The organism is Pseudomonas sp. S1(2024) (assembly GCF_046557535.1).
The window spans coordinates 19,101-40,011 of record NZ_JBKGFP010000008.1 but is presented as its reverse complement, the minus strand read 5'-3'; the positions used below and the strand labels follow the sequence as shown (position 1 = coordinate 40,011).

Here is a 20,911-nt window from a genome sequence, read left to right as displayed (position 1 = left end):
TACAGGAGCCCTGCATGACCCTCGATCGCGATGCCGCTTCCCATGTAGCCGAGGTTTTGTCCGAAGCACTGCCTTACATCCGCCGCTTTGTCGGCAAGACCCTGGTGATCAAGTACGGCGGCAACGCGATGGAAAGCGAGGAGCTCAAGACCGGCTTCGCCCGTGACATCGTGCTGATGAAGGCTGTGGGCATCAACCCGGTGGTGGTCCACGGTGGTGGCCCGCAGATCGGCGACCTGCTCAAGCGCCTGTCGATCGAAAGCCACTTCATCGACGGCATGCGCGTCACCGACTCGGCGACCATGGACGTGGTGGAGATGGTGCTGGGTGGCCAGGTCAACAAGGACATCGTCAACCTGATCAACCGCCACGGCGGCAGCGCCATCGGCCTGACCGGCAAGGACGCGGAGCTGATCCGCGCCCGCAAGCTGACCGTCAGCCGCCAGACGCCCGAGATGACCACCCCGGAAATCATCGACATCGGCCACGTGGGCGAAGTGGTGAGTGTGAACACCGACCTGCTGAACATGCTGGTGAAGGGCGACTTCATCCCGGTGATCGCGCCGATCGGCGTGGGTGCCAACGGTGAGTCGTACAACATCAACGCCGACCTGGTGGCGGGCAAGGTAGCCGAGGCGCTGAAGGCCGAGAAGCTGATGCTGCTGACCAACATCGCCGGCCTGATGGACAAGCAGGGCGAGGTACTGACCGGCCTGACCACCGAGCAGGTCAATGAACTGATCGCCGACGGCACCATCTACGGCGGCATGCTGCCGAAGATCAAGTGCGCGCTGGATGCCGTGCAGGGCGGTGTGAATAGCTCCCACATCATCGACGGCCGCGTGCCGAATGCGGTGCTGCTGGAGATCTTCACCGACAGCGGCGTGGGTACCCTGATTACCAACCGCAAGCAGCGCTGATTGGTTGGTTAGCCTGCACTGGCCCTATCGCCGGCAAGCCAGCTCCCACAGAGATCCCACAAGATATGAAACCTGTGGGGTATTTGTGGGAGCTGGCTTGCCGGCGATGAGGCCGGTGCAGACAGAAACAAAAAAGGCGACCTTCACAAGAAGGTCGCCTTTTTCATTTCCAGGCCCGAATCAGATACCGTACTGCGCCCGGTAAGCCTCGACCGCCGGCAGATGCTGCTTCAGCTGCGGGTCATCGGCCAGGAACTCCAGCACCTGGGTCAGCGAAACGATGCTGACCACCGGAATACCGAAGTCGCGTTCCACTTCCTGGATCGCCGACAGCTCGCCATTGCCACGCTCTTCGCGGTTCAGCGCGATCAGCACGCCAGCGGCCTTGGCCTGCTGGGCATTGATGATTTGCATGACCTCACGAATGGCGGTACCGGCGGTGATCACGTCGTCGATGATCAGTACGTCACCGGCCAGCGGTGCACCGACCAGGCTGCCACCTTCACCGTGGTCCTTGGCTTCCTTGCGGTTGAAGCACCATGGCACATCGAGCTGATGCTGATCGGCAAGGGCCACGGCAGTTGTCGCTGCAAGCGGGATACCCTTGTAGGCCGGGCCGAACAGCACATCGAACGGGATCTTGCTGTCGACGATGGCTGCGGCATAGCAACGGCCCAGTTCGGCCAGGGCGGAACCGGTGTTGAACAGGCCGGCATTGAAGAAATACGGGCTGGTACGCCCCGATTTCAGGGTGAATTCACCGAAACGCAGTACCCCGCGATCGATGGCAAAACGGATGAAGTCGCGCTGATACGGCTGCATGGATAGTCCCGGACACCACGGATTTAGCTAAATGGGTTGAGCTCGGGTATCATACACGCACGAGATTTTTGGGGCCATTTATGCGGATCATCAGTGTGAACGTAAATGGCATTCAGGCTGCGGCCGAGCGTGGTTTGCTCAGCTGGCTGCAAGCCCAGAATGCCGACGTCATCTGCCTTCAGGATACCCGCGCCTCGGCCTTTGAACTCGATGACCCAGCTTTCCAGCTCGATGGCTATTTCCTTTATGCCTGCGACGCGGAGGTGCCTGCCCAAGGTGGTGTGGCCCTGTATTCGCGCATGCAGCCCAAGGCAGTCATCACCGGCCTGGGCTTCGAGACAGCCGACCGCTACGGGCGTTACCTGCAAGCAGATTTCGACAAAGTCAGTATTGCCAGCCTGCTGCTGCCTTCGGGTATGAACGGCGACGAAGACTTGAACCAGAAGTTCAAGTTGATGGACGACTTCGCCAAGTACCTGGACAAACAGCGTCGCAAGCGTCGCGAATACATCTACTGCGGCTCGTTCTACGTGGCGCAGCAGAAGCTCGATATCAAGAACTGGCGTGACAGCCAGCAGTCGCCGGGTTTCCTGGCGCCGGAGCGTGCCTGGATGGATGCGATCACCGGCGAGATGGGTTACGTCGACGCCCTACGCGAAGTCAGCCGTGAAGGCGACCAGTACAGCTGGTGGCCGGACAACGAGCAGGCCGAGATGCTCAACCTGGGCTACCGGTTCGACTACCAGATCCTCACCCCGGGCCTGCGCCGCTTCGTGCGCAATGCCCGCCTGCCGCGTCAGCCGCGCTTCTCCCAGCATGCGCCGCTGATTGTCGACTATGACTGGACGTTGACCATTTGAATGCGATTGGGGCTGCTTTGCAGCCCATCGCCGGCAAGCCAGCTCCCACAGGTACACCACAGGTTTCAAAAACTGTGGTGATCCTTGTGGGAGCTGGCTTGCCGGCGATGGGCCGCAGAGCGGCCCTAACTGCTATTTGATCGGCCGCCAGATCATCGGGTAGCGATACGGCTTGCCCTCATTCGCCCGCACAGCCGCAATGATGATCAGGATCATCACCGCGACCATCAGCATGGCGAACAGCACCAGCCCGATGAAAACGAACATCAGCAGGAAGCAGATGAACCCGGCAATGGTCACGCTGATCTGAAAATTCAGCGCCTCTTTGCCCTGGGCGTCGATGAAAGGGTCTTGCTCGCGCTTGAGGTGCCAAAGCACCAGCGGGCCCAGCAAGTGCCCGAGCGGCACCACCAGGCCCAGCAGCGCGGAGAGGTGGCAGAACATCGCCCACTGCCGGATTTCGGCATTGGGCGGGGTGATCGACAGGTTCGATTCGCTCATGCCCCGCACCTCCCTGGCTGGGTTCAGTCGGCCAGTGCCGCCTGCTGCAGTTCGAAGATCTCGCTCATGCCCTTCTGCGCCAGGGCGAGCATGGCGTTGAAGTCTTCAGGCTGGAACGGCGCACCTTCAGCAGTACCCTGCACTTCGATGAAACCACCGGCGCTGGTCATGACCACGTTCAGGTCGGTTTCGGCGGCGGAGTCTTCCAGGTAGTCCAGGTCGAGCACCGCTTCGCCCTGATACATGCCCACCGACACTGCGGCGATCATGTGCTTGAGCGGGTTGCCGGCTTTCAGGCCACCGCGCTTCTTGATCACCGCCAGGGCATCGCACAGAGCGACCATTGCACCGGTGATGGACGCGGTACGGGTGCCACCATCGGCCTGGATCACGTCGCAGTCGACGTACAGGGTGATATCACCGAGCTTGCTCATGTCCAGCGCGGCGCGCAGCGAACGGCCGATCAGACGCTGGATTTCCAGCGTGCGGCCACCCTGCTTGCCACGGCTGGCTTCACGCTGGTTACGCTCGCCGGTGGAGCGCGGCAGCATGCCGTACTCGGCAGTCAGCCAGCCTTGGCCCTGGCCTTTGAGAAAGCGCGGCACACCGTTTTCCACGCTGACCGTGCAGATGACCTTGGTGTCACCGAACTCGACCAGTACCGACCCTTCGGCGTGCTTGGTGTAGTTGCGGGTAATGCGGATCGAGCGGAGCTGATCGGCGGCGCGACCACTTGGACGTTTCATCTGGGATACCTGTACTGGGACTTTGAATCTGCCGAGCATTATAGAGCCCATGGCCCGGGGAAGACATGCCTATTGTCGCGCCCGGCACAGCCCGTCGCCTTTTCCTACCGGCCAGGCCACCCGTCGGTAACATGGGTGGATTGGGCGCCGAGGCCCCACTGCGCTACAATCCTGCGCCTTGCAGCCGAGAGGCTCCCACCGTTCATTCATATACGCGAGGTACTCCCCATGGTGCACAGCATGACCGCTTTTGCTCGTGTCGAGCGCGCCGGCAGCCAAGGCACCCTGGTCTGGGAGCTGCGTTCGGTCAACCACCGTTACCTGGAGCCGCACCTGCGCCTGCCCGAGGCCCTGCGCGACCTCGAAGGCGCCGTGCGTGAAGGGCTGCGCCAAGGCCTGTCGCGGGGCAAGGTAGAATGCACCTTGCGCCTCAACGAAGACAGCAACGGCAAACCGCTGAAGGTGGACCGCGAGCGCGCCGCGCAGCTGGTTGCCGCCGCCGAGGAAGTGGCCGGCCTGATCAAGCAGCCGGCACCACTGAACCCGCTGGAGGTGCTGTCCTGGCCAGGCGTGTTGGTGGCCGACGCCAACGATCCGCAGGCATTGAATACCGAAGCCATGGCGTTGTTCGATGAGGCGCTGGCCGAGCTCAAGGCCGGGCGTCAGCGTGAAGGCCTGGAACTGGCCCGGCTGATCAACGAACGCCTGGACAACATGGCCAGCGAAGTCACCACCCTGCGCGCCCTGGTGCCGCAGATGCTGGCAGCACAGCGGCAGAAGATCCTCGACCGCTTCGGCGATATGCAGGCCGAACTCGACCCGCAACGTCTGGAGCAGGAGATGGTGCTACTGGCCCAGAAGAGCGACGTGGCCGAGGAGCTCGACCGCCTCAGCACCCACGTCACCGAAGTGCGCCGCGTGCTCAAGGGTGGCGGTGCTGCCGGGCGGCGCCTCGACTTCCTGATGCAGGAACTCAACCGCGAGGCCAACACCCTCGGCTCCAAAGCCTTCGACCCACGCAGCACGCAAGCGGCGGTCAACCTGAAGGTATTGATCGAACAGATGCGTGAACAAGTACAGAACATCGAGTAAGGCCACCCCGACCATGAAGCACAGCAGCGGCACTCTCTACATCGTTTCGGCCCCTTCGGGCGCCGGCAAGACCAGCCTGGTCACTGCCCTGACCCAGGACGACTCGCAAATCCGCGTCTCGGTCTCGCACACCACCCGCGCCATGCGCCCGGGTGAGCAGCACGGGGTGAACTACCACTTCGTCGTCCACGAGGAATTCAAGGCTCTGATCGACCAAGGCGACTTCCTGGAGCATGCCGAGGTGTTCGGCAACTTCTACGGCACCTCGCGCAGCGCCATGCAGCAGACCCTGAACCAGGGTTACGACCTGATCCTGGAAATCGACTGGCAAGGCGCCCAGCAGGTACGCAAGCTGATGCCGCAGGCTTTGTCGGTGTTCATCCTGCCACCAAGCCAGCAGGCACTGCGCGAGCGCCTGGACGGCCGCGGGCAGGACAGCGAAGAAATCATCGCCGGGCGCATGAAGGAAGCGGTCAGCGAGATGGTGCACTACGACGAGTATGACTACGTGATCATCAACGATGACTTCGACGAGGCGCTGGAGGACTTGAAGGCAGTGTTCCGCTCGAACCGCCTGCTGCTGAACAAGCAGCAACAGCGCAACAGCGGGCTTCTGAAAGAACTGCTCTCCTGAAAGACCCATGGGGCTGCTTTGCAGCCCTTCGCGGCGGTTCGGCGCGAAGGGCCGCAAAGCGGCCCCAATCATTTATTCCTGCAATGGCAAGGTAGCCTGCTGACGCAGGGTAGCCCCCAGGAAGTACGCCGGCGCGCGCAGCCGCGACAGCATCATCAGCACGATCCCCAGCACCGAGATGATCGCGGCGATCACGAACACCAGCCCCAGCCCGCCCACATGCGAGCCGCTGCCGAAGTCCGGCGAGGCGCTGTCGATGGCGGTACGCACGAAGATAACCGACAAGATCACCCCACCCACCAGCGGGCACAAGCCGCGCATCAGGAAGTGGCGCAGGCTGTCGAACAGGCTGTGGCGGAAGTACCAGACACAGGCGAAGGCCGTCAGCGAATAGTAGAAGCAGATCATCATGCCCAGTGCAGTGATGGTATCCGCCAACACGTTCTCGCTCAGGGTGCGCATGGTCACGTAGAACAGGCCCGCGGCCACGCCGGCGCAGATGGTGGCGTAACGCGGGGTCTGCGAACGTGGGCAGACGCTGGCGAACTTCTGCGGCACCGCACCGTAGTAACCCATGGCCAACAGTGTGCGCGCCGGCGACACGAAGGTCGACTGCAGCGACGCCGCGGTACTGGCCAGCACGGCGATGGACATCAGGATCGCCAGCGGCCCCATGACCGGGCCGGCCAGGTGAGCGAAGACGTTTTCCTGGATGCGCGGGTTGTTCAGGCCCAGGCCCTGTTCGCTGATACCAGCAAACTGCAGGGTGGCAATGGCGGTGAACAGGTACAGGCCGAGGATCAGCAGCACGGTCCAGGTGGCCGCCTTGCCCGGCACCTCGTCGCTGCCGACCGATTCCTCGCTGACAGTCAGGCACACGTCCCAGCCCCAGAAGATGAAGATCGACAGAGACAGCCCGGCGGCAAAGGCCGAGAAAGATTCGACGCCGAACGGGTTGAACCAGGCGAAATCGAATTCCAGCGGTGGCGGCGCTGTGGTTTCGCCGAAAGCGGCAAAGGCAAAGCCGATCAGCACCAGCAACTGCAGGGCCACCAAGCCATATTGCACCGTCATGGTGGTGGTCATGCCACGGCAGCAGATCCACACCGCCAGGGCGATGAACACGCAACAGGTGGTTATGTTGATGAGCAGGTTGTCGGCCAATGCCGCCAGTTCATGCTTGCCGGTAATCTGACCAAGGAACAGATAGAAGAAGTCGACCGCCACCCCTGCCAGGTTCGACAACACGATGGTGGTGGCGACCACCAGACCCCAGCCACCGATCCAGCCGATCATCGGACCGAAGGCACGCGCCGACCAGGTAAACGAAGTACCGCTGTCCGGCTCCGCCGAGTTCAGTTCGCGGTAGCCCAAGGCTACCAACAGCATCGGCAGGAAGCCGACGATGAATACCGCTGGCAGGTGCGCGCCCACTTCACGCACGGTCGGGCCAAGGGCGCCGGTCAGGGTGTAGACCGGGGCGATGGTGGAAATGCCTAGCACCACGCTGGCCAGCAAGCCCAGCCGGCCGGTGGCCAGCCCCTTGCTGCGCTGGGTGTTGCCCGCGTCGGCCGCCACATCGGGTGGGCGGCCGGCTTCTGTGTAATTGCTCATGAGTATTTGCCGTAAATTTTGGAATTGTTTTACAGGCCTTGCGTACAAGGCCCGCTTTCACTCATTGAAAGCTTGCTGCCGGGAACAAGTCATCCGAGACCTTCGGGTGACGTCAGAGTGCCTCCTGCCGTGCGCCCTCCCGTGTTGCATAAGCAAAACAGGCCTCGCGAAACGCCTGGAACAGGCGCAACGAGACCGGGTTTTCGGTAAATCGCCACTCCGGGTGCCACTGCACGCCGAGCACAAAGCCCGGCGCGGCAGGCATGGACACCGCTTCGATCAGGCCATCCGGGGCCCGTGCCTCGACGCGCAGGCCTGGGGCCAGACGGTCGATGCCCTGGCTGTGCAACGAGTTGACCTCAAACTGCGCCGCCAGGCCCAGGCGCTCGAACAACCCGCCAGGCTCGATGCCGACAAGGTGACGAGGGCCGTATTGCACCTCCAGAGGTGCGTCCTCTGGTTCACGGTGGTCCAGGTAGCCGGGCAGTTCCTGCACGCGCTGGTGCAGGCTGCCGCCCAGGGCCACGTTCAATTCCTGGTAGCCACGGCAAATACAGAACACCGGCACACCGGCGGCAATGGCCGCCTGCAACAGTGGCAGGGTCAGGCGATCGCGTGCCAGATCGTGTCGGGTACCCGCCGCGCTGGGGGCGCCATTGTAATGATGCGGTTCGATATTTGAAGGTGAGCCGGTAAAAACAATGCCGTGCAGACGGGCCAGCAGCGCCTGCGTGTCGCTGCCCCCGTCACGGGCCGGCAAGATCAATGGCAAGCCGGCAAAGCCGGCTGCCTCGACATACTTGTCGCCTACCGTATGCGACGAGTTCTTCCCCACCTGCTGGCGGCAGGCGCTGACACCGATCAAGGGGACCGCATTTGCGCTCATGGGCTTACACCGTGTGCAGGTACCAGTTGTACTCGAGATCGGAAATCGACACTTCGAACTCGGCCAGTTCGCTTTCCTTGCAGGCCACGAAGATATCGATGTAGTCCGGGCTGATGTATTGGTTGAGGACTTCGCTGTCGTCCAGCGCGCGCAGGGCATCGCGCAGGTTGTTCGGCAGGCTCTGCTCCAGCTGTTCGTAGGAGTTGCCTTCGATCGGTGCCTGCGGCTCGACCTGGTTGGTCAGGCCGTGGTGAACACCGGCGAGGATCGCCGCGAGCATCAGGTAGGGGTTGGCGTCGGCACCGGCCACGCGGTGCTCGAGGCGCACGTTGTCGCTGCTGTCGGTTGGCACGCGCACCGCCACGGTACGGTTGTCCAGGCCCCAGCTTGGCGCATTGGGCACGTAGAACTGCGCGCCGAAGCGGCGGTAGGAGTTGATGTTCGGGCAGAGGAAGGCCATCGACGCCGGCATGGTCTCCAGCACACCACCGATGGCGTGGCGCAGCGCGTCGCTTTGCAGCGGGTCGTCGCTGGCGAAGATGTTCTTGCCGGTTTTCTTGTCCAGCAACGAAATGTGCACGTGCAGGCCATTGCCTGCCTGGCCCGGGTAGGGCTTGGCCATGAAGGTGGTGTCCATTTCATGGTCGTAGGCAACGTTCTTGATCAGGCGCTTGAGCAGGATCGCGTAGTCGCAGGCCTTCAGCGGGTCGGCAACATGATGCAGGTTGACCTCGAACTGTGCCGGTGCGCTTTCCTTAACGATGGCGTCGGCTGGCAGGCCTTGCTCCTTGGCCGCTTCGAGCATGTCCTGCAGGCAGTCGGCATATTCATCGAGGTCGTCGATCAGGTACACCTGGGTCGACTGCGGGCGTTTGCCGGAAATCGGCGAGCGCGGCGGCTGCGGGCGACCGTTGAGATTGTCCTGGTCGATCAGGTAGAACTCCAGCTCGAACGCGGCGCAGATATCCAGGCCCAGGTCATCGAACTTGCTCACCACCTGGCGCAGTACTTCGCGCGGGTCGGCGAAGAACGGCTGGCCATCCAGTTCGTGCATGGTCATCAGCAGCTGGGCGGTGGGGCGCTTCTGCCACGGCTCGTCCGACAGCGTGCCGGGGATCGGGAAGCAGATGCGGTCGGCATCGCCGATGTCCAGGCCAAGGCCGGTGCTCTCGACGGTGGACCCGTTGATGTCCAGCGCGAACAGCGATGCCGGCAGGTTGATGCCCTTCTCGTACACCTTGTGCAGGCTGGCCCGCTCGATGCGCTTGCCACGTACCACGCCGTTCATGTCGGAGATCAGCAGGTCGACGTACTGCGTGTCCGGATGGGCCTGGAGGAAGTCATTCATCTCGCTGGAAGAACTGGCGCACGGGGTTACCGACGTCATGGCTGTACATCCTTTGATTTGCTGCGGCGATGTGGGGGATACGGCTGGCGCCTCACGGGCGACGATGGTTGCAGCTGTTGTTCTTTTCACTTTCCCATCGTGGGGATTGGTTACCCGACCGGGCGCATTGATTCCCGGGGGCCGTTTCACTATAAAATGGCCAAAACGCAACAGACATTGGCAATTCGGCAAGCAGAGCGTGCACCAATGCAATATCAGATTACCCATGCCGACCTCTCCCTGGTCCTGGCCCTGGAACGTGGCCGCTCGCTGGCCAAGGCTGCCGAGTTGCTCAAGGTCGATGTTTCGACGGTGTTCCGCTCGATCCGCCGGCTGGAGTCGGCGCTGGGCACCGCCTTGTTCGTCAAGAGCCGCAAAGGCTACCTGCCGACCGACACCGCCCAGGCCCTGGCCGAGCAGGCCGAGCGCGCCGAGCAGGCGCTGGAGGCGGCGCGCATCGCCATGACCAGTGGCGAGCAGGTTGTAAGCGGCACGGTACGACTGACCTGTACCGAAGCGGTGATGCACAGCCTGCTGCTGCCGGCGCTGGCCGAGTTCATGCCCAACTACCCGGCCTTGTCGCTGGAGATGGGCACCTCCAACACCTTCGCCAACCTCAGCCGGCGCGATGCCGACATTGCCCTGCGCCTGACCAACACGCCACCGGAGCACCTGGTGGGCCGCAACCTGGGGTCCACCTCCTACGTGGTTTGCGGGCAGCCGCAGTGGCGCGAACGTCTGGCCGAGTCGCCTGCCAGCGTGCCGTGGATCGCCCCCGACGACTCGATGCAGGACCACCCTACGGTGGTCTGGCGCAACCAGCAGCACCCGGGGTTGAGCCCGCGCTACCAGTGCAGCGGCATGTCGACCATTGCTCAACTGGTCACGGCCGGGCTCGGCGTGGCAGCGCTGCCGGACTACATGGTGCATGCTCTGCCCGGGGTGGATGCGCTGAGCGGGCCGCTGCCGGGTTGCGACACCCAGCTGTGGCTGCTGACCCGGCCGGACTGCCGGGCGTTGCGCTCGGTGCAGACCTTGTTCGAGGAACTGACCCCGCGGTTGCGTGACGCGATGCTCTGAGGTTATCGTCAGGCTCAAGTATTGATAGTGTCTGTTCCGGCCTTTTCGCGGGCACGCCCGCTCCCACAGGTAACGCGGCGGCGGTGAGAACTGTGCAGGACTTGTGGGAGCGGGCGTGCCCGCGAAGAACTCCACACCGATCTACCCGACAAAACAGCGCTTCCCTATTGGCTGGTGATTTTTTAAACTATCGAGTCCGCCTGCCCATTATCGGGCTGCACGCCCACCGCAATTGCTACTGAGGAAGACCATGGCCCGCGTAACTGTTGAAGACTGCCTGGAACACGTGGATAACCGCTTTGAGCTGGTCATGCTCTCGACCAAGCGCGCTCGCCAGCTGGCGACCGGCGGCAAAGAGCCACGCGTTGCGTGGGAAAACGACAAGCCGACCGTTGTTGCCCTGCGTGAAATCGCCGAAGGCATCGTCACCAACGAGTTCATCGCCGCTGAAGAGATCGTCACCGAGGATCCGGTGTTCGCCGCGTTCGAGGACGAGAACAACGAGGCTGTCTGATTGATGCCAGGTCGACGTCGCACGGCGCAAGGCCCCCTTCCTCGGCAGGAGGTGAACCCATGCCGGGTATAGAAGCCTTGGCCGAACGGCTGTCGACCTACCTTGGCCCCGAACAGGTCAACCTGGTCCGGCGCGCCTATTTCTACGCCGAACAGGCCCACGATGGGCAGCGCCGCCGCAGTGGCGAGCCCTACGTGACCCACCCGCTGGCCGTGGCCAGCATCCTCGCCGACATGCACATGGACCATCAGAGCCTGATGGCGGCCATGCTGCACGACGTGATCGAAGATACCGGCATCGCCAAGGAAGCCCTCAGCCAGCAGTTTGGCGAGACCGTGGCCGAACTGGTCGATGGGGTCAGCAAGCTGACCCAGATGAACTTCGAGACCAAGGCCGAGGCGCAAGCCGAAAACTTCCAGAAGATGGCCATGGCCATGGCCCGCGATATCCGCGTGATCCTGGTCAAGCTGGCCGACCGCCTGCACAACATGCGCACCCTGGAAGTGCTGTCCGGCGAAAAACGCCGGCGCATCGCCAAGGAAACCCTCGAGATCTACGCCCCCATTGCCAACCGCTTGGGCATGCACACCGTGCGCGTTGAGTTCGAGGACCTCGGCTTCAAGGCCATGCACCCGATGCGTTCGTCGCTGATCCACCGCGCGGTGAAAAGCGCACGCGGCAACCGCAAGGAGATCGTCGCCAAGATCGAGCATTCGCTGGCCAACTGCCTGGCCGCCGACGGCATCGAGGGCGAAGTCAGTGGCCGGCAGAAACACCTCTATGGCATCTACAAGAAGATGCGCGGCAAGCGCCGCGCCTTCAACGAGATCATGGACGTGTACGCCTTCCGCATCGTCGTGGACAAGGTCGATACCTGCTACCGCGTACTCGGTGCGGTGCACAACCTGTACAAGCCGCTGCCCGGTCGCTTCAAGGATTACATCGCGATCCCCAAGGCCAACGGCTACCAGTCGTTGCACACCACGCTGTTCGGCATGCACGGCGTGCCCATCGAAATCCAGATCCGCACCCGCGAGATGGAAGAGATGGCCAACAACGGCATTGCCGCGCACTGGCTGTACAAGTCCAACGACGACGAGCAACCCAAGGGCAGCCACGCCCGCGCTCGCCAGTGGGTCAAGGGCATCCTCGAGCTGCAGCAACGTGCCGGCAACTCGCTGGAATTCATCGAGAGCGTGAAGATCGACCTGTTCCCGGACGAGGTCTACGTGTTCACGCCCAAAGGCCGCATCATGGAACTGCCCAAAGGCTCCACGGCCGTCGACTTCGCCTACGCGGTGCACACCGACGTCGGCAACAGCTGCATCGCCTGCCGCATCAACCGCCGCCTGGCGCCGCTGTCCGAACCGCTGCAAAGCGGCTCGACGGTGGAAATCGTCAGCGCCCCGGGCGCGCGGCCGAACCCGGCCTGGCTCAACTTCGTGGTTACCGGCAAGGCGCGCACGCACATCCGCCACGCGCTCAAGCAGCAGCGTCGCTCCGAGTCCATCAGCCTGGGCGAACGCCTGCTGAACAAGGTGCTCACCGGCTTCGACAGCAGCCTGGAAATGATCCCCCAAGAGCGCATCCAGACCATTCTCGCCGAGTACCGCCTGGAGCTGATCGAAGACCTGCTCGAAGACATCGGCCTGGGCAACCGCATGGCCTACGTGGTCGCGCGCCGCCTGCTGTCGGCCGAAGGCGAGCAGCTGCCGGCACCGGAAGGTCCGCTGGCGATTCGTGGTACCGAAGGGCTGGTGCTGAGCTACGCCAAGTGCTGCACACCAATCCCGGGCGACCCGATCGTCGGCCACCTGTCAGCCGGCAAGGGCATGGTCGTGCACCTGGAAAACTGCCGCAACATCAGTGAAATCCGCCACAACCCGGAAAAGTGCGTACAACTCTCCTGGGCCAAGGACATCACCGGTGAGTTCAATGTCGAGTTGCGTGTCGAACTGGAGCACCAGCGCGGCCTGATTGCCCTGCTGGCCAGCAGTGTCAACGCCGCCGACGGCAACATCGAGAAGATCAGCATGGACGAACGCGACGGCCGTATCAGCGTGGTCCAACTGGTGGTCAGCGTGCACGACCGCGTGCACCTGGCGCGTGTGATCAAGAAGCTGCGTACCCTGACCGGTGTGGTCCGCATCACCCGCATGCGTACGTAGTCCGCCAACCGCAAGGAGTCATCATGAGCAAGACCGTCATCAACAGCGACAAGGCCCCTGCCGCCATCGGCACCTACTCGCAGGCGATCAAGGCCGGCAACACCGTGTACATGTCGGGCCAGATCCCGCTGGACCCGAAGACCATGGAACTGGTCGAAGGCTTCGAAGCCCAGACCGTACAGGTGTTCGAGAACCTCAAGGCCGTGGCTGAAGCCGCTGGCGGTTCGTTCAAGGACATCGTCAAGCTGAACATCTTCCTCACCGACCTGAGCCACTTCGCCAAGGTCAACGAGGTGATGGGCCGCTACTTCGAGCAGCCTTACCCGGCCCGCGCCGCCATCGGCGTTGCCGCGCTGCCGAAAGGCGCCCAGGTCGAAATGGACGCCATTCTGGTCATCGAATGATGCCCTCGGTGACGGGCACCCCGCCCGTCACCTTCCCTCCTTTGCAAGGTTATCCCCTCATGCGTCAAGCACTGCCCCTCGCGCTGGCAGCCCTGCTTCTGGGCGGCTGCGCCAGCCACAAACCCGAAGATTTCAACGGCACCTGGATCAATCAGGACGCCATCAATGCGGCCGTCAAGGGCGGCAGCCTGCGTCAGGCGCTCAATGAGCACGGGCCGGTATTCGAGTGGAAGCTCGACGTAGCCAGCCAACAGGCCAGCTACAGCAATGGTTTCGAAGCGGCCGACGGCCAGCTGAGCGCCACCGACAAGCAATGGCAGGCCAGCTTCCAGGGTGGCCAGACCGAACAGCTGTCGCTCGATGGCGACGAACTGCAGGCGGTCGATCAACGCGGCGGCAAGCAGACCTTCGTTCGCGCCAAAGCACCGGCGGCGACCAATGCGCCACTGGGCAGCACCTTCGAGAAAGCCCTGTACCAGGCCTATCTGGGCGGCAACTGGAAGATCGTCGAAGGCCAGGGCAAAGGTGCCAGCGTGCGCTTCGGCGACACCGGCAACGTCACCGGCCTGCCAGGGCCAGACCGTTTCGCCCTGTGCCTGGCGGGTGATTGCGCGACCATGGGTGGCAGCAATGACAGCCTGTGGCTGGAGCGCAACCAGCGTGGCGCGCCGTTCATCCTCAAGCGCGATGGCGACAAGCTGGAGATCTTCCAGGCAGTGAACCGCGCGCAGCCGGATGAAATGCCAGTGTTGGCGGCCGGCAAGCGCCAGTGGGTGCTGGAGCTGGACTGAAAACCTGCGCGGTCCCTGTAGGAGCGGCCTTGTGTCGCGATGGGGCGCGCAGCGGCCCCGGGATTTCAGCGTCGCCGCATAGAATGCCGGGGCTGCTTCGCAGCCCTATCGCGGCACAAGGCCGCTCCTACAGGGGGCGCATCAGGCCTGAGGCTGGTTTTTACCCTCAAGGATGGCCGCATAACCTTCCCTGTAACTCGGATACATCGGCGCCCAGCCCAATGCCCGCGCCCGGGCATTACTGCAGCGCTTGCTGCCGGTACGGCGCACCCGCTGCTCATCCGACCACTCGGTTATCCCCATGTACGCCCGCAGCCAGGCCACCACATCGGCCAGCGGCGCCGGGTCGTCGTCGACGCCGATGTAGCAGTCGTCGAGCACCTTGCCGTCGGCATCGGCCTGCAACAGGAACGCCAACAGGCTGGCAGCATCCTCAGCATGGATGCGGTTGCCATACAGCGGTGGCTCCTCGGCCACGCGATAGCCCTGGCGCACCTGACTGAGCAGCCACTCGCGGCCGGGGCCATAGATGCCGGTCAGGCGCACCACACTGGCCGGGATGCCGCTGGCCAGTGCCAGCCGCTCAGCCTCCAGCATCAACCGCCCGGAATAACCTTCAGGCTCGGTGGCCGCGCCTTCTTCGATCCACTCGCCGTCCTTCTGTGCATACACGCTGCTGCTGGACACGAACAGCAGCCGTCGTGGGCATTGCCCGCGCTCGGCCAGCCAACCCAGCACATGGCGCAAACCGTCGACATAGGCTGCCTGGTAACCCGCCTCGTCATGCTGGCTCGCCGCCACGCAATACACCAGGTAGTCCGGCGCGTGCTGCGGCCAGGCGTCTGGAAGCGATGGCACGGACAAGTCCGCTGCCACCGGCACGACCCCCGCAGGCAACTGCCCGACCGAGCGACGCAGGCCGCTCACCTGCCAACCGCGCGCAAGCATCTGCCGGGCAAGGCGCCCGCCTACATCACCACATCCCACCACCATCACGGAAAGGTCTGACATCTCTAAACTCCCTAGACCAATTGATCAGCCCGACCACGCTACACGATGGATGGCTAGACCATAGGCGAAAAAAGCAACAAGATTACTTTTGTTAACAAGAATTACTTGCAATAATGGCCGCCAAATTGTTCTCGGCCTACCTCGAGGCCTTGGAGAACGTTAACTTCATTCTTCATCAGGTCCGGCCAGCATGACACGTACTCAACCTTCCGCTTCGCCAACCCCGTCGCGCGCCTGGCGCGCCATCGCCGCGCTGACACTCAGCCTGGTGCTGGCCCCAGTGGCCATGGCCGATGAGCCAACCGCCAATGCTGCCGCGCCTGCTGCCGCTACCGCACCGGCTGCTCCGGCAGTTGCTCCAGCCGCAGCACCGGCCGGCGGTGCTGTTGCCGCCACCCCGGTTGATGCCCCGGTCGCTGCAGACCCGAGCGTCGAGGCTCTGGTTGAAGACACCTCGCTGGGCATGGCCCACGACCTGTCCCCTTGGGGCATGTACAAGAACGCCGACGTGGTGGTGAAGGCGGTGATGATCGGCCTTGCCATCGCCTCCATCATCACCTGGACCATCTGGATTGCCAAAGGCTTCGAGCTGATGGGCGCCAAGCGTCGCCTGCGTGGTGAAATCGCCCTGCTGAAGAAATCCGCCAGCCTCAAGGAAGCCAGCGACGTTTCCAACAAGGAAGGCACCCTGGCCCACACCCTGGTCCACGACGCACTCGAAGAGATGCGCCTGTCGGCCAACGCCCGCGAAAAAGAGGGCATCAAGGAGCGCGTCAGCTTCCGCCTGGAGCGCCTGGTACACGCCAGCGGTCGCACCATGAGCAGCGGCACCGGCGTACTCGCCACCATCGGCTCCACTGCGCCATTCGTCGGCCTGTTCGGTACCGTTTGGGGCATCATGAACAGCTTCATCGGCATCGCCAAGACCCAGACCACCAACCTGGCCGTGGTTGCCCCAGGTATCGCCGAAGCCCTGTTGGCCACCGCCCTGGGTCTGGTCGCCGCAATTCCGGCCGTGGTCATCTACAACGTCTTCGCCCGCTCCATCGCCGGCTACAAGGCCCAGGTGTCCGACGCCTCCGCCCAGGTGCTGCTGCTGGTCAGCCGCGATCTGGACCACCAGGGCAGCGAGCGTGTTGCCCCGCACATGGTGAAAGTGGGGTAAGCCATGGGCCTGCATCTCAACGAAGGTGGCGACGACCTCGCCGAAAACCACGAAATCAACGTTACGCCGTTCATCGACGTGATGCTGGTGCTGCTGATCATCTTCATGGTCGCAGCCCCCTTGGCCACGGTCGACATCAAGGTCGACCTGCCGGCCTCGACCGCCAAGCCGGCGCCGAGGCCCGAGAAACCGGTGTTCGTCAGCGTCAAGGCCGACCAGAAGCTGTACGTCGGTGATGACCAGGTCCCTGCCCCCGACCAGCTTGGCCCGATGCTCGACGCCAAGACCAAGGGCGACAAGGAAACCACCATCTTCTTCCAGGCTGACAAAGGCGTGGATTACGGTGACCTGATGGAAGTGATGAACAACATGCGCGCGGCCGGCTACCTGAAAGTCGGTCTGGTAGGTCTAGAGACGGCAGCCAAGAAATGACAAGAACGCGCTCGAACATGGCGCGCTACGGTGGCAGCCTGGCGATCGTGCTGGGCGTGCACGTGGTCGCCGTGCTGCTGACGCTCAACTGGTCGGTGCCCCAGGCCATCGAACTGCCACCGGCAGCCATGATGGTTGAGCTGGCGCCGTTGCCGGAGCCTGCGCCACCACCGCCCCCGAAAGCGGCGCCGCAGCCACCGGCACCGGTCGAGGAACCGCCGCTGCCGAAGCTGGCCGAGGCACCCAAGCCCAAGATCGCCATTCCCAAGCCGCCCAAGCCAAAGGCCAAGCCACAGCCGCCCAAGCCCGAGAAGAAGCCTGAGCCGCCGAAGGAAGCACCGCCGACCGAACAAACGGTAGACGCACCACCCAGCAACGCGCCACCGCAGAAGTCCGCGGCACCGGCACCGAGCATTGCGTCCAACAGCAAAGCCCTGCCGACCTGGCAGAGCGACCTGCTGCGTCACCTGGCCAAGTACAAGCGTTACCCGGAAGACGCGCGCCGTCGCGGGCTGCAGGGCATAAACCGCTTACGTTTCGTGGTCGACGCCGAAGGCAAGGTGGTGTCGTACTCCATGGCCGGAGGTTCGGGTAGTGCCGCTCTGGACCGGGCGACCCTGGAAATGATCCGTCGGGCCGGCACGGTACCCAAGCCGCCACCCGAGTTGCTGAACAATGGCACGATCGAAGTCGTGGCCCCGTTCGTCTACTCGCTGGACCGCCGCTGAGACTTTTGTTTCTGTCACAAATCGGCAAGTCTGATAACGTGCGTCTATCGATTGCAGCCGCTATGCTGGGCTCGCAACTTCATGGACGCACGTTATGACCCTCACAGAATTACGCTACATCGTCACACTCGCCCAGGAACAGCATTTCGGGCATGCCGCCGAACGCTGCCACGTGAGCCAGCCGACCCTGTCGGTCGGTGTGAAGAAGCTCGAGGATGAGCTTGGCGTGCTGATCTTCGAGCGCAGCAAGAGCGCGGTCCGCCTGACCCCGGTCGGCGAAAGCATCGTCGCCCAGGCGCAAAAGGTACTGGAGCAGGCCCAGGGCATTCGCGAGCTGGCCCAGGCCGGCAAGAACCAGCTGACTGCGCCACTCAAGGTCGGTGCCATCTACACCGTCGGCCCGTATCTGTTCCCGCACCTGATTCCGCAGCTGCACCGCGTGGCACCGCAGATGCCGCTTTACATCGAAGAGAACTTCACCCACGTACTGCGCGAAAAGCTGCGCAACGGCGAACTGGACGCGGTGATCATCGCCCTGCCGTTCAACGAAGCCGACGTGCTGACCCTGCCGCTGTACGATGAGCCGTTCTGCGCCCTGATGCCGGCTGACCACCCGTGGACAGCGAAAAAGACCATCGACACCGCCATGCTCAACGACAAGAGCCTGTTGCTGCTCGGTGAAGGCCACTGCTTCCGCGACCAGGTACTGGAGGCCTGTCCAACGCTGAACAAGGGCGGTGAAGGCTCCAAGCACACCACGGTGGAGTCCAGCTCGCTGGAAACCATCCGTCACATGGTGGCCTCGGGCCTTGGCGTGTCGATCCTGCCGCTGTCGGCGGTGCACAGCCACCACTACGCCCCCGGTGTCATCGAGGTTCGCCCACTGACCGCACCGGCACCATTCCGCACCGTAGCCATCGCCTGGCGCGCCAGCTTCCCGCGGCCGAAGGCCATCGAGATCCTCGCCGACTCGATCCGCCTGTGCTCGGTCGCCAAAGCCCCTGCGGAACAACCGGCCTGAGTCATGAGTGAGCTGTCGAAGGTCCCGGTGACGGTACTCAAGGGGGTTGGCGAGGCCATGGCGGAGAAGCTCGCCAAGGTCGGCCTGGAGAACCTGCAGGACGTGCTGTTCCACCTGCCCCTGCGCTACCAGGACCGCACCCGCGTGGTGCCGATCGGTCAACTGCGCCCTGGCCAGGACGCAGTGATCGAGGGCGTGGTCAGCGGCGCCGACGTGACCATGGGCAAGCGCCGCAGCCTGGTGGTGCGCCTGGGTGACGGCAGCGGTGTGCTGAGCCTGCGCTTCTACCACTTCAGCAACGCGCAGAAGGAAGGCTTCAAGCGTGGCACCCACCTGCGCTGCTACGGCGAAGCACGCCCCGGCGCTTCGGGCCTGGAAATCTACCACCCGGAATACCGGGCGCTGAACGGCGACGAACCGCCGCCACCGGTCGAGCAGACCCTGACGCCGATCTATCCGTCCACCGAAGGCCTTACCCAGCAACGCCTGCGGCTGCTGTGTCAGCAGAGCCTGGGCCTGCTGGGCCCGCGCAGCCTGCCGGACTGGCTGCCCGACGAACTGGCCCGGGACTACCAGCTGGCGCCGCTGGACGATGCCATCCGCTACCTGCACAACCCGCCGGCCGACGCCGACCTCGACGAGCTTGCCGAAGGCCAGCACTGGGCCCAGCACCGCCTGGCCTTCGAAGAACTGCTGACCCACCAGTTGTCGCAGCAACGCCTGCGTGAAAGCCTGCGCAGCCTGCGCGCGCCAGTGCTGCCCAAGGCCCAGCGCCTGCAGGCACAGTACCTGGCCAACTTGGGTTTCCAGCCGACCGGCGCACAGCAGCGGGTGGCCAACGAAATTGCTTACGACCTCAGCCAGCAAGAGCCGATGATGCGCCTGGTGCAGGGCGATGTGGGTGCCGGCAAGACCGTGGTCGCCGCCCTGGCCGCGCTGCAGGCCCTGGAAGCCGGCTACCAGGTGGCCCTGATGGCACCCACCGAGATCCTCGCCGAACAGCACTACATCACCTTCAAGCGCTGGCTCGAACCGCTGGGCATCGAAGTCGCGTGGCTGGCCGGCAAGCTAAAGGGCAAAGCCCGGGCAGCCGCCCTGGAGCAGATCGCCAATGGCGCGCCAATGGTGGTCGGCACCCATGCGCTGTTCCAGGAAGAGGTGAAGTTCAAGCACCTGGCCCTGGCGATCATCGATGAACAGCACCGTTTTGGCGTGCAGCAACGCCTGGCCCTGCGCAAGAAGGGCGTGGCCGGGGAATTGTGCCCGCACCAGCTGATCATGACCGCCACACCCATTCCGCGCACCTTGGCCATGAGCGCCTACGCCGACCTGGACACCTCGGTGCTCGACGAACTGCCACCCGGACGCACCCCGGTGAACACCGTGCTGGTGGCCGATAGCCGCCGCTTCGAAGTGGTCGAGCGGGTGCGCGCCGCCTGCGCCGAAGGGCGCCAGGCCTACTGGGTGTGCACACTGATCGAAGAATCCGAAGAGCTTACCTGCCAGGCCGCCGAAAGCACCTACGAGGAGCTGGGCAGCGCCTTGGGCGAGCTGCGGGTAGGGCTGATCCACGGGCGCATGAAGCCGGCGGAAAAGGCTGAGATCATGGCTGAGTTCAAGGCCGGCAACCTGCAGTTGCTGGTCGCCACCACGGTCATCGAGGTGGGCGTGGATGTGCCCAACGCCAGCCTGATGATCATCGAGAACCCAGAGCGCCTGGGCCTGGCACAGCTGCACCAGTTGCGTGGCCGGGTTGGCCGGGGCAGCGCCGTCAGCCATTGCGTGCTGCTGTACCACCCACCACTGTCGCAGATCGGCCGCGAGCGGCTAGGGATCATGCGGGAAACCAACGACGGCTTCATCATCGCCGAAAAGGACCTGGAGCTGCGTGGCCCGGGCGAGATGCTCGGCACCCGCCAGACAGGCCTGTTGCAGTTCAAGGTCGCCGACCTGATGCGTGACGCCGACCTGCTGCCGGCCGTGCGCGACGCCGCCCAGGCCCTGATCGCACGCTGGCCGGAGCACGTCAGCCCGCTGCTCGATCGCTGGCTGCGTCATGGCCAGCAATATGGCCAAGTGTGACGCTGGTCCCATAATGGATCCAGATTTGCCCAGAGGCTGGTTATACTTCGCGT

General features: G+C 63.7%; 21 protein-coding genes. 14 read left to right on the top strand and 7 right to left on the bottom strand.

Going from position 1 to position 20,911, the window contains the following annotated elements:
* Window positions 1–14 precede the first annotated feature (14 nt).
* Window positions 15–920 carry an acetylglutamate kinase gene (gene argB, locus ACLCGK_RS05600; protein WP_003258198.1) on the top strand — a complete coding sequence of 302 codons (906 nt, stop codon included), beginning with the start codon at window positions 15–17 and terminating at the stop codon, window positions 918–920.
* A 180-nt stretch (window positions 921–1,100) separates the two neighbouring features.
* Here the strand turns inward: argB and pyrE are convergent, their stop codons facing one another.
* Window positions 1,101–1,742 carry an orotate phosphoribosyltransferase gene (gene pyrE / locus ACLCGK_RS05595; protein WP_003253405.1) on the bottom strand — a complete coding sequence of 214 codons (642 nt, stop codon included), beginning with the start codon at window positions 1,740–1,742 and terminating at the stop codon, window positions 1,101–1,103.
* Between the two features lie 80 nt (window positions 1,743–1,822).
* Here pyrE and ACLCGK_RS05590 point away from each other — a divergent pair, with 80 nt between their 5' ends.
* Window positions 1,823–2,602 carry an exodeoxyribonuclease III gene (locus ACLCGK_RS05590; RefSeq protein ID WP_003253401.1) on the top strand — a complete coding sequence of 260 codons (780 nt, stop codon included), beginning with the start codon at window positions 1,823–1,825 and terminating at the stop codon, window positions 2,600–2,602.
* Window positions 2,603–2,734: 132 nt separating this feature from the next.
* On the opposite strand, the gene ACLCGK_RS05585 is transcribed toward ACLCGK_RS05590, so the two are convergent.
* The gene (locus tag ACLCGK_RS05585; RefSeq protein WP_003258195.1) at window positions 2,735–3,103 is read right to left on the bottom strand and encodes a DUF4870 domain-containing protein; all 369 of its coding nucleotides are present in this window, start codon (window positions 3,101–3,103) and stop codon (window positions 2,735–2,737) included.
* A gap of 23 nt (window positions 3,104–3,126) precedes the next feature.
* A complete protein-coding gene (gene rph / locus ACLCGK_RS05580; protein WP_013974792.1) occupies window positions 3,127–3,849 on the bottom strand; it encodes a ribonuclease PH in 723 nt (240 codons plus the stop codon).
* Between the two features lie 228 nt (window positions 3,850–4,077).
* On the opposite strand from rph, the gene ACLCGK_RS05575 reads away from it, so the two are divergent.
* Together ACLCGK_RS05575 and gmk are read left to right on the top strand one after the other, a co-directional pair.
* Window positions 4,078–4,941: a YicC/YloC family endoribonuclease gene (locus tag ACLCGK_RS05575; protein ID WP_015272331.1), complete on the top strand. Its 864-nt coding sequence runs from the start codon at window positions 4,078–4,080 to the stop codon at window positions 4,939–4,941.
* A gap of 13 nt (window positions 4,942–4,954) precedes the next feature.
* On the top strand, window positions 4,955–5,575 hold the full coding sequence (gmk, locus tag ACLCGK_RS05570; protein ID WP_024087917.1) for a guanylate kinase: 621 nt from the start codon (window positions 4,955–4,957) through the stop codon (window positions 5,573–5,575).
* A gap of 72 nt (window positions 5,576–5,647) precedes the next feature.
* Here the strand turns inward: gmk and ACLCGK_RS05565 are convergent, their stop codons facing one another.
* The 3 genes from ACLCGK_RS05565 to ACLCGK_RS05555 all read right to left on the bottom strand — a co-directional run bounded on the left by ACLCGK_RS05565 (window position 5,648) and on the right by ACLCGK_RS05555 (window position 9,462).
* Complete coding sequence (locus tag ACLCGK_RS05565) at window positions 5,648–7,189, bottom strand: APC family permease (RefSeq protein WP_013974795.1); 1,542 nt, start codon at window positions 7,187–7,189, stop codon at window positions 5,648–5,650.
* 112 nt (window positions 7,190–7,301) lie between these two features.
* A complete protein-coding gene (locus tag ACLCGK_RS05560; RefSeq protein ID WP_015272333.1) occupies window positions 7,302–8,075 on the bottom strand; it encodes a gamma-glutamyl-gamma-aminobutyrate hydrolase family protein in 774 nt (257 codons plus the stop codon).
* 4 nt (window positions 8,076–8,079) lie between these two features.
* Window positions 8,080–9,462, bottom strand: coding sequence for a glutamine synthetase family protein (locus tag ACLCGK_RS05555; protein ID WP_015272334.1), 1,383 nt, complete (start codon window positions 9,460–9,462; stop codon window positions 8,080–8,082).
* A gap of 207 nt (window positions 9,463–9,669) precedes the next feature.
* Between ACLCGK_RS05555 and ACLCGK_RS05550 the strand changes: the two genes are divergently transcribed.
* The 5 genes from ACLCGK_RS05550 to ACLCGK_RS05530 all read left to right on the top strand — a co-directional run bounded on the left by ACLCGK_RS05550 (window position 9,670) and on the right by ACLCGK_RS05530 (window position 14,419).
* On the top strand, window positions 9,670–10,542 hold the full coding sequence (locus tag ACLCGK_RS05550; RefSeq protein ID WP_013974798.1) for a LysR family transcriptional regulator: 873 nt from the start codon (window positions 9,670–9,672) through the stop codon (window positions 10,540–10,542).
* Between the two features lie 250 nt (window positions 10,543–10,792).
* The gene (rpoZ, locus tag ACLCGK_RS05545) at window positions 10,793–11,056 is read left to right on the top strand and encodes a DNA-directed RNA polymerase subunit omega (protein WP_003253383.1); all 264 of its coding nucleotides are present in this window, start codon (window positions 10,793–10,795) and stop codon (window positions 11,054–11,056) included.
* Window positions 11,057–11,115: 59 nt separating this feature from the next.
* On the top strand, window positions 11,116–13,224 hold the full coding sequence (gene spoT, locus ACLCGK_RS05540; protein WP_410951457.1) for a bifunctional GTP diphosphokinase/guanosine-3',5'-bis pyrophosphate 3'-pyrophosphohydrolase: 2,109 nt from the start codon (window positions 11,116–11,118) through the stop codon (window positions 13,222–13,224).
* Window positions 13,225–13,247: 23 nt separating this feature from the next.
* Entirely contained in the window at window positions 13,248–13,628 is a 381-nt protein-coding gene (locus tag ACLCGK_RS05535) for a RidA family protein (RefSeq protein WP_009684531.1), read from the top strand.
* 59 nt (window positions 13,629–13,687) lie between these two features.
* Window positions 13,688–14,419, top strand: a complete 732-nt coding sequence (locus ACLCGK_RS05530) for a hypothetical protein (protein WP_410951456.1) — start codon at window positions 13,688–13,690, stop codon at window positions 14,417–14,419.
* Window positions 14,420–14,560: 141 nt separating this feature from the next.
* On the opposite strand, the gene ACLCGK_RS05525 is transcribed toward ACLCGK_RS05530, so the two are convergent.
* Window positions 14,561–15,430 (bottom strand): SDR family oxidoreductase, encoded by an 870-nt coding sequence (locus ACLCGK_RS05525; RefSeq protein ID WP_410951455.1) that lies wholly within the window; start codon window positions 15,428–15,430, stop codon window positions 14,561–14,563.
* A gap of 190 nt (window positions 15,431–15,620) precedes the next feature.
* On the opposite strand from ACLCGK_RS05525, the gene exbB reads away from it, so the two are divergent.
* From exbB to recG, 5 genes are all read left to right on the top strand, one after another.
* Complete coding sequence (exbB, locus tag ACLCGK_RS05520) at window positions 15,621–16,595, top strand: tonB-system energizer ExbB (protein WP_013974802.1); 975 nt, start codon at window positions 15,621–15,623, stop codon at window positions 16,593–16,595.
* A gap of 3 nt (window positions 16,596–16,598) precedes the next feature.
* The gene (exbD, locus tag ACLCGK_RS05515; protein ID WP_013974803.1) at window positions 16,599–17,027 is read left to right on the top strand and encodes a TonB system transport protein ExbD; all 429 of its coding nucleotides are present in this window, start codon (window positions 16,599–16,601) and stop codon (window positions 17,025–17,027) included.
* Window positions 17,024–17,755 carry an energy transducer TonB gene (locus ACLCGK_RS05510; protein ID WP_410951454.1) on the top strand — a complete coding sequence of 244 codons (732 nt, stop codon included), beginning with the start codon at window positions 17,024–17,026 and terminating at the stop codon, window positions 17,753–17,755. Before exbD ends, ACLCGK_RS05510 begins: the two co-directional genes overlap by 4 nt.
* 94 nt (window positions 17,756–17,849) lie before the next feature.
* Window positions 17,850–18,776, top strand: a complete 927-nt coding sequence (locus tag ACLCGK_RS05505) for a hydrogen peroxide-inducible genes activator (RefSeq protein ID WP_013974805.1) — start codon at window positions 17,850–17,852, stop codon at window positions 18,774–18,776.
* A gap of 3 nt (window positions 18,777–18,779) precedes the next feature.
* A complete protein-coding gene (gene recG / locus ACLCGK_RS05500; RefSeq protein ID WP_410951453.1) occupies window positions 18,780–20,858 on the top strand; it encodes an ATP-dependent DNA helicase RecG in 2,079 nt (692 codons plus the stop codon).
* The last annotated feature ends 53 nt before the right edge of the window (window positions 20,859–20,911 follow it).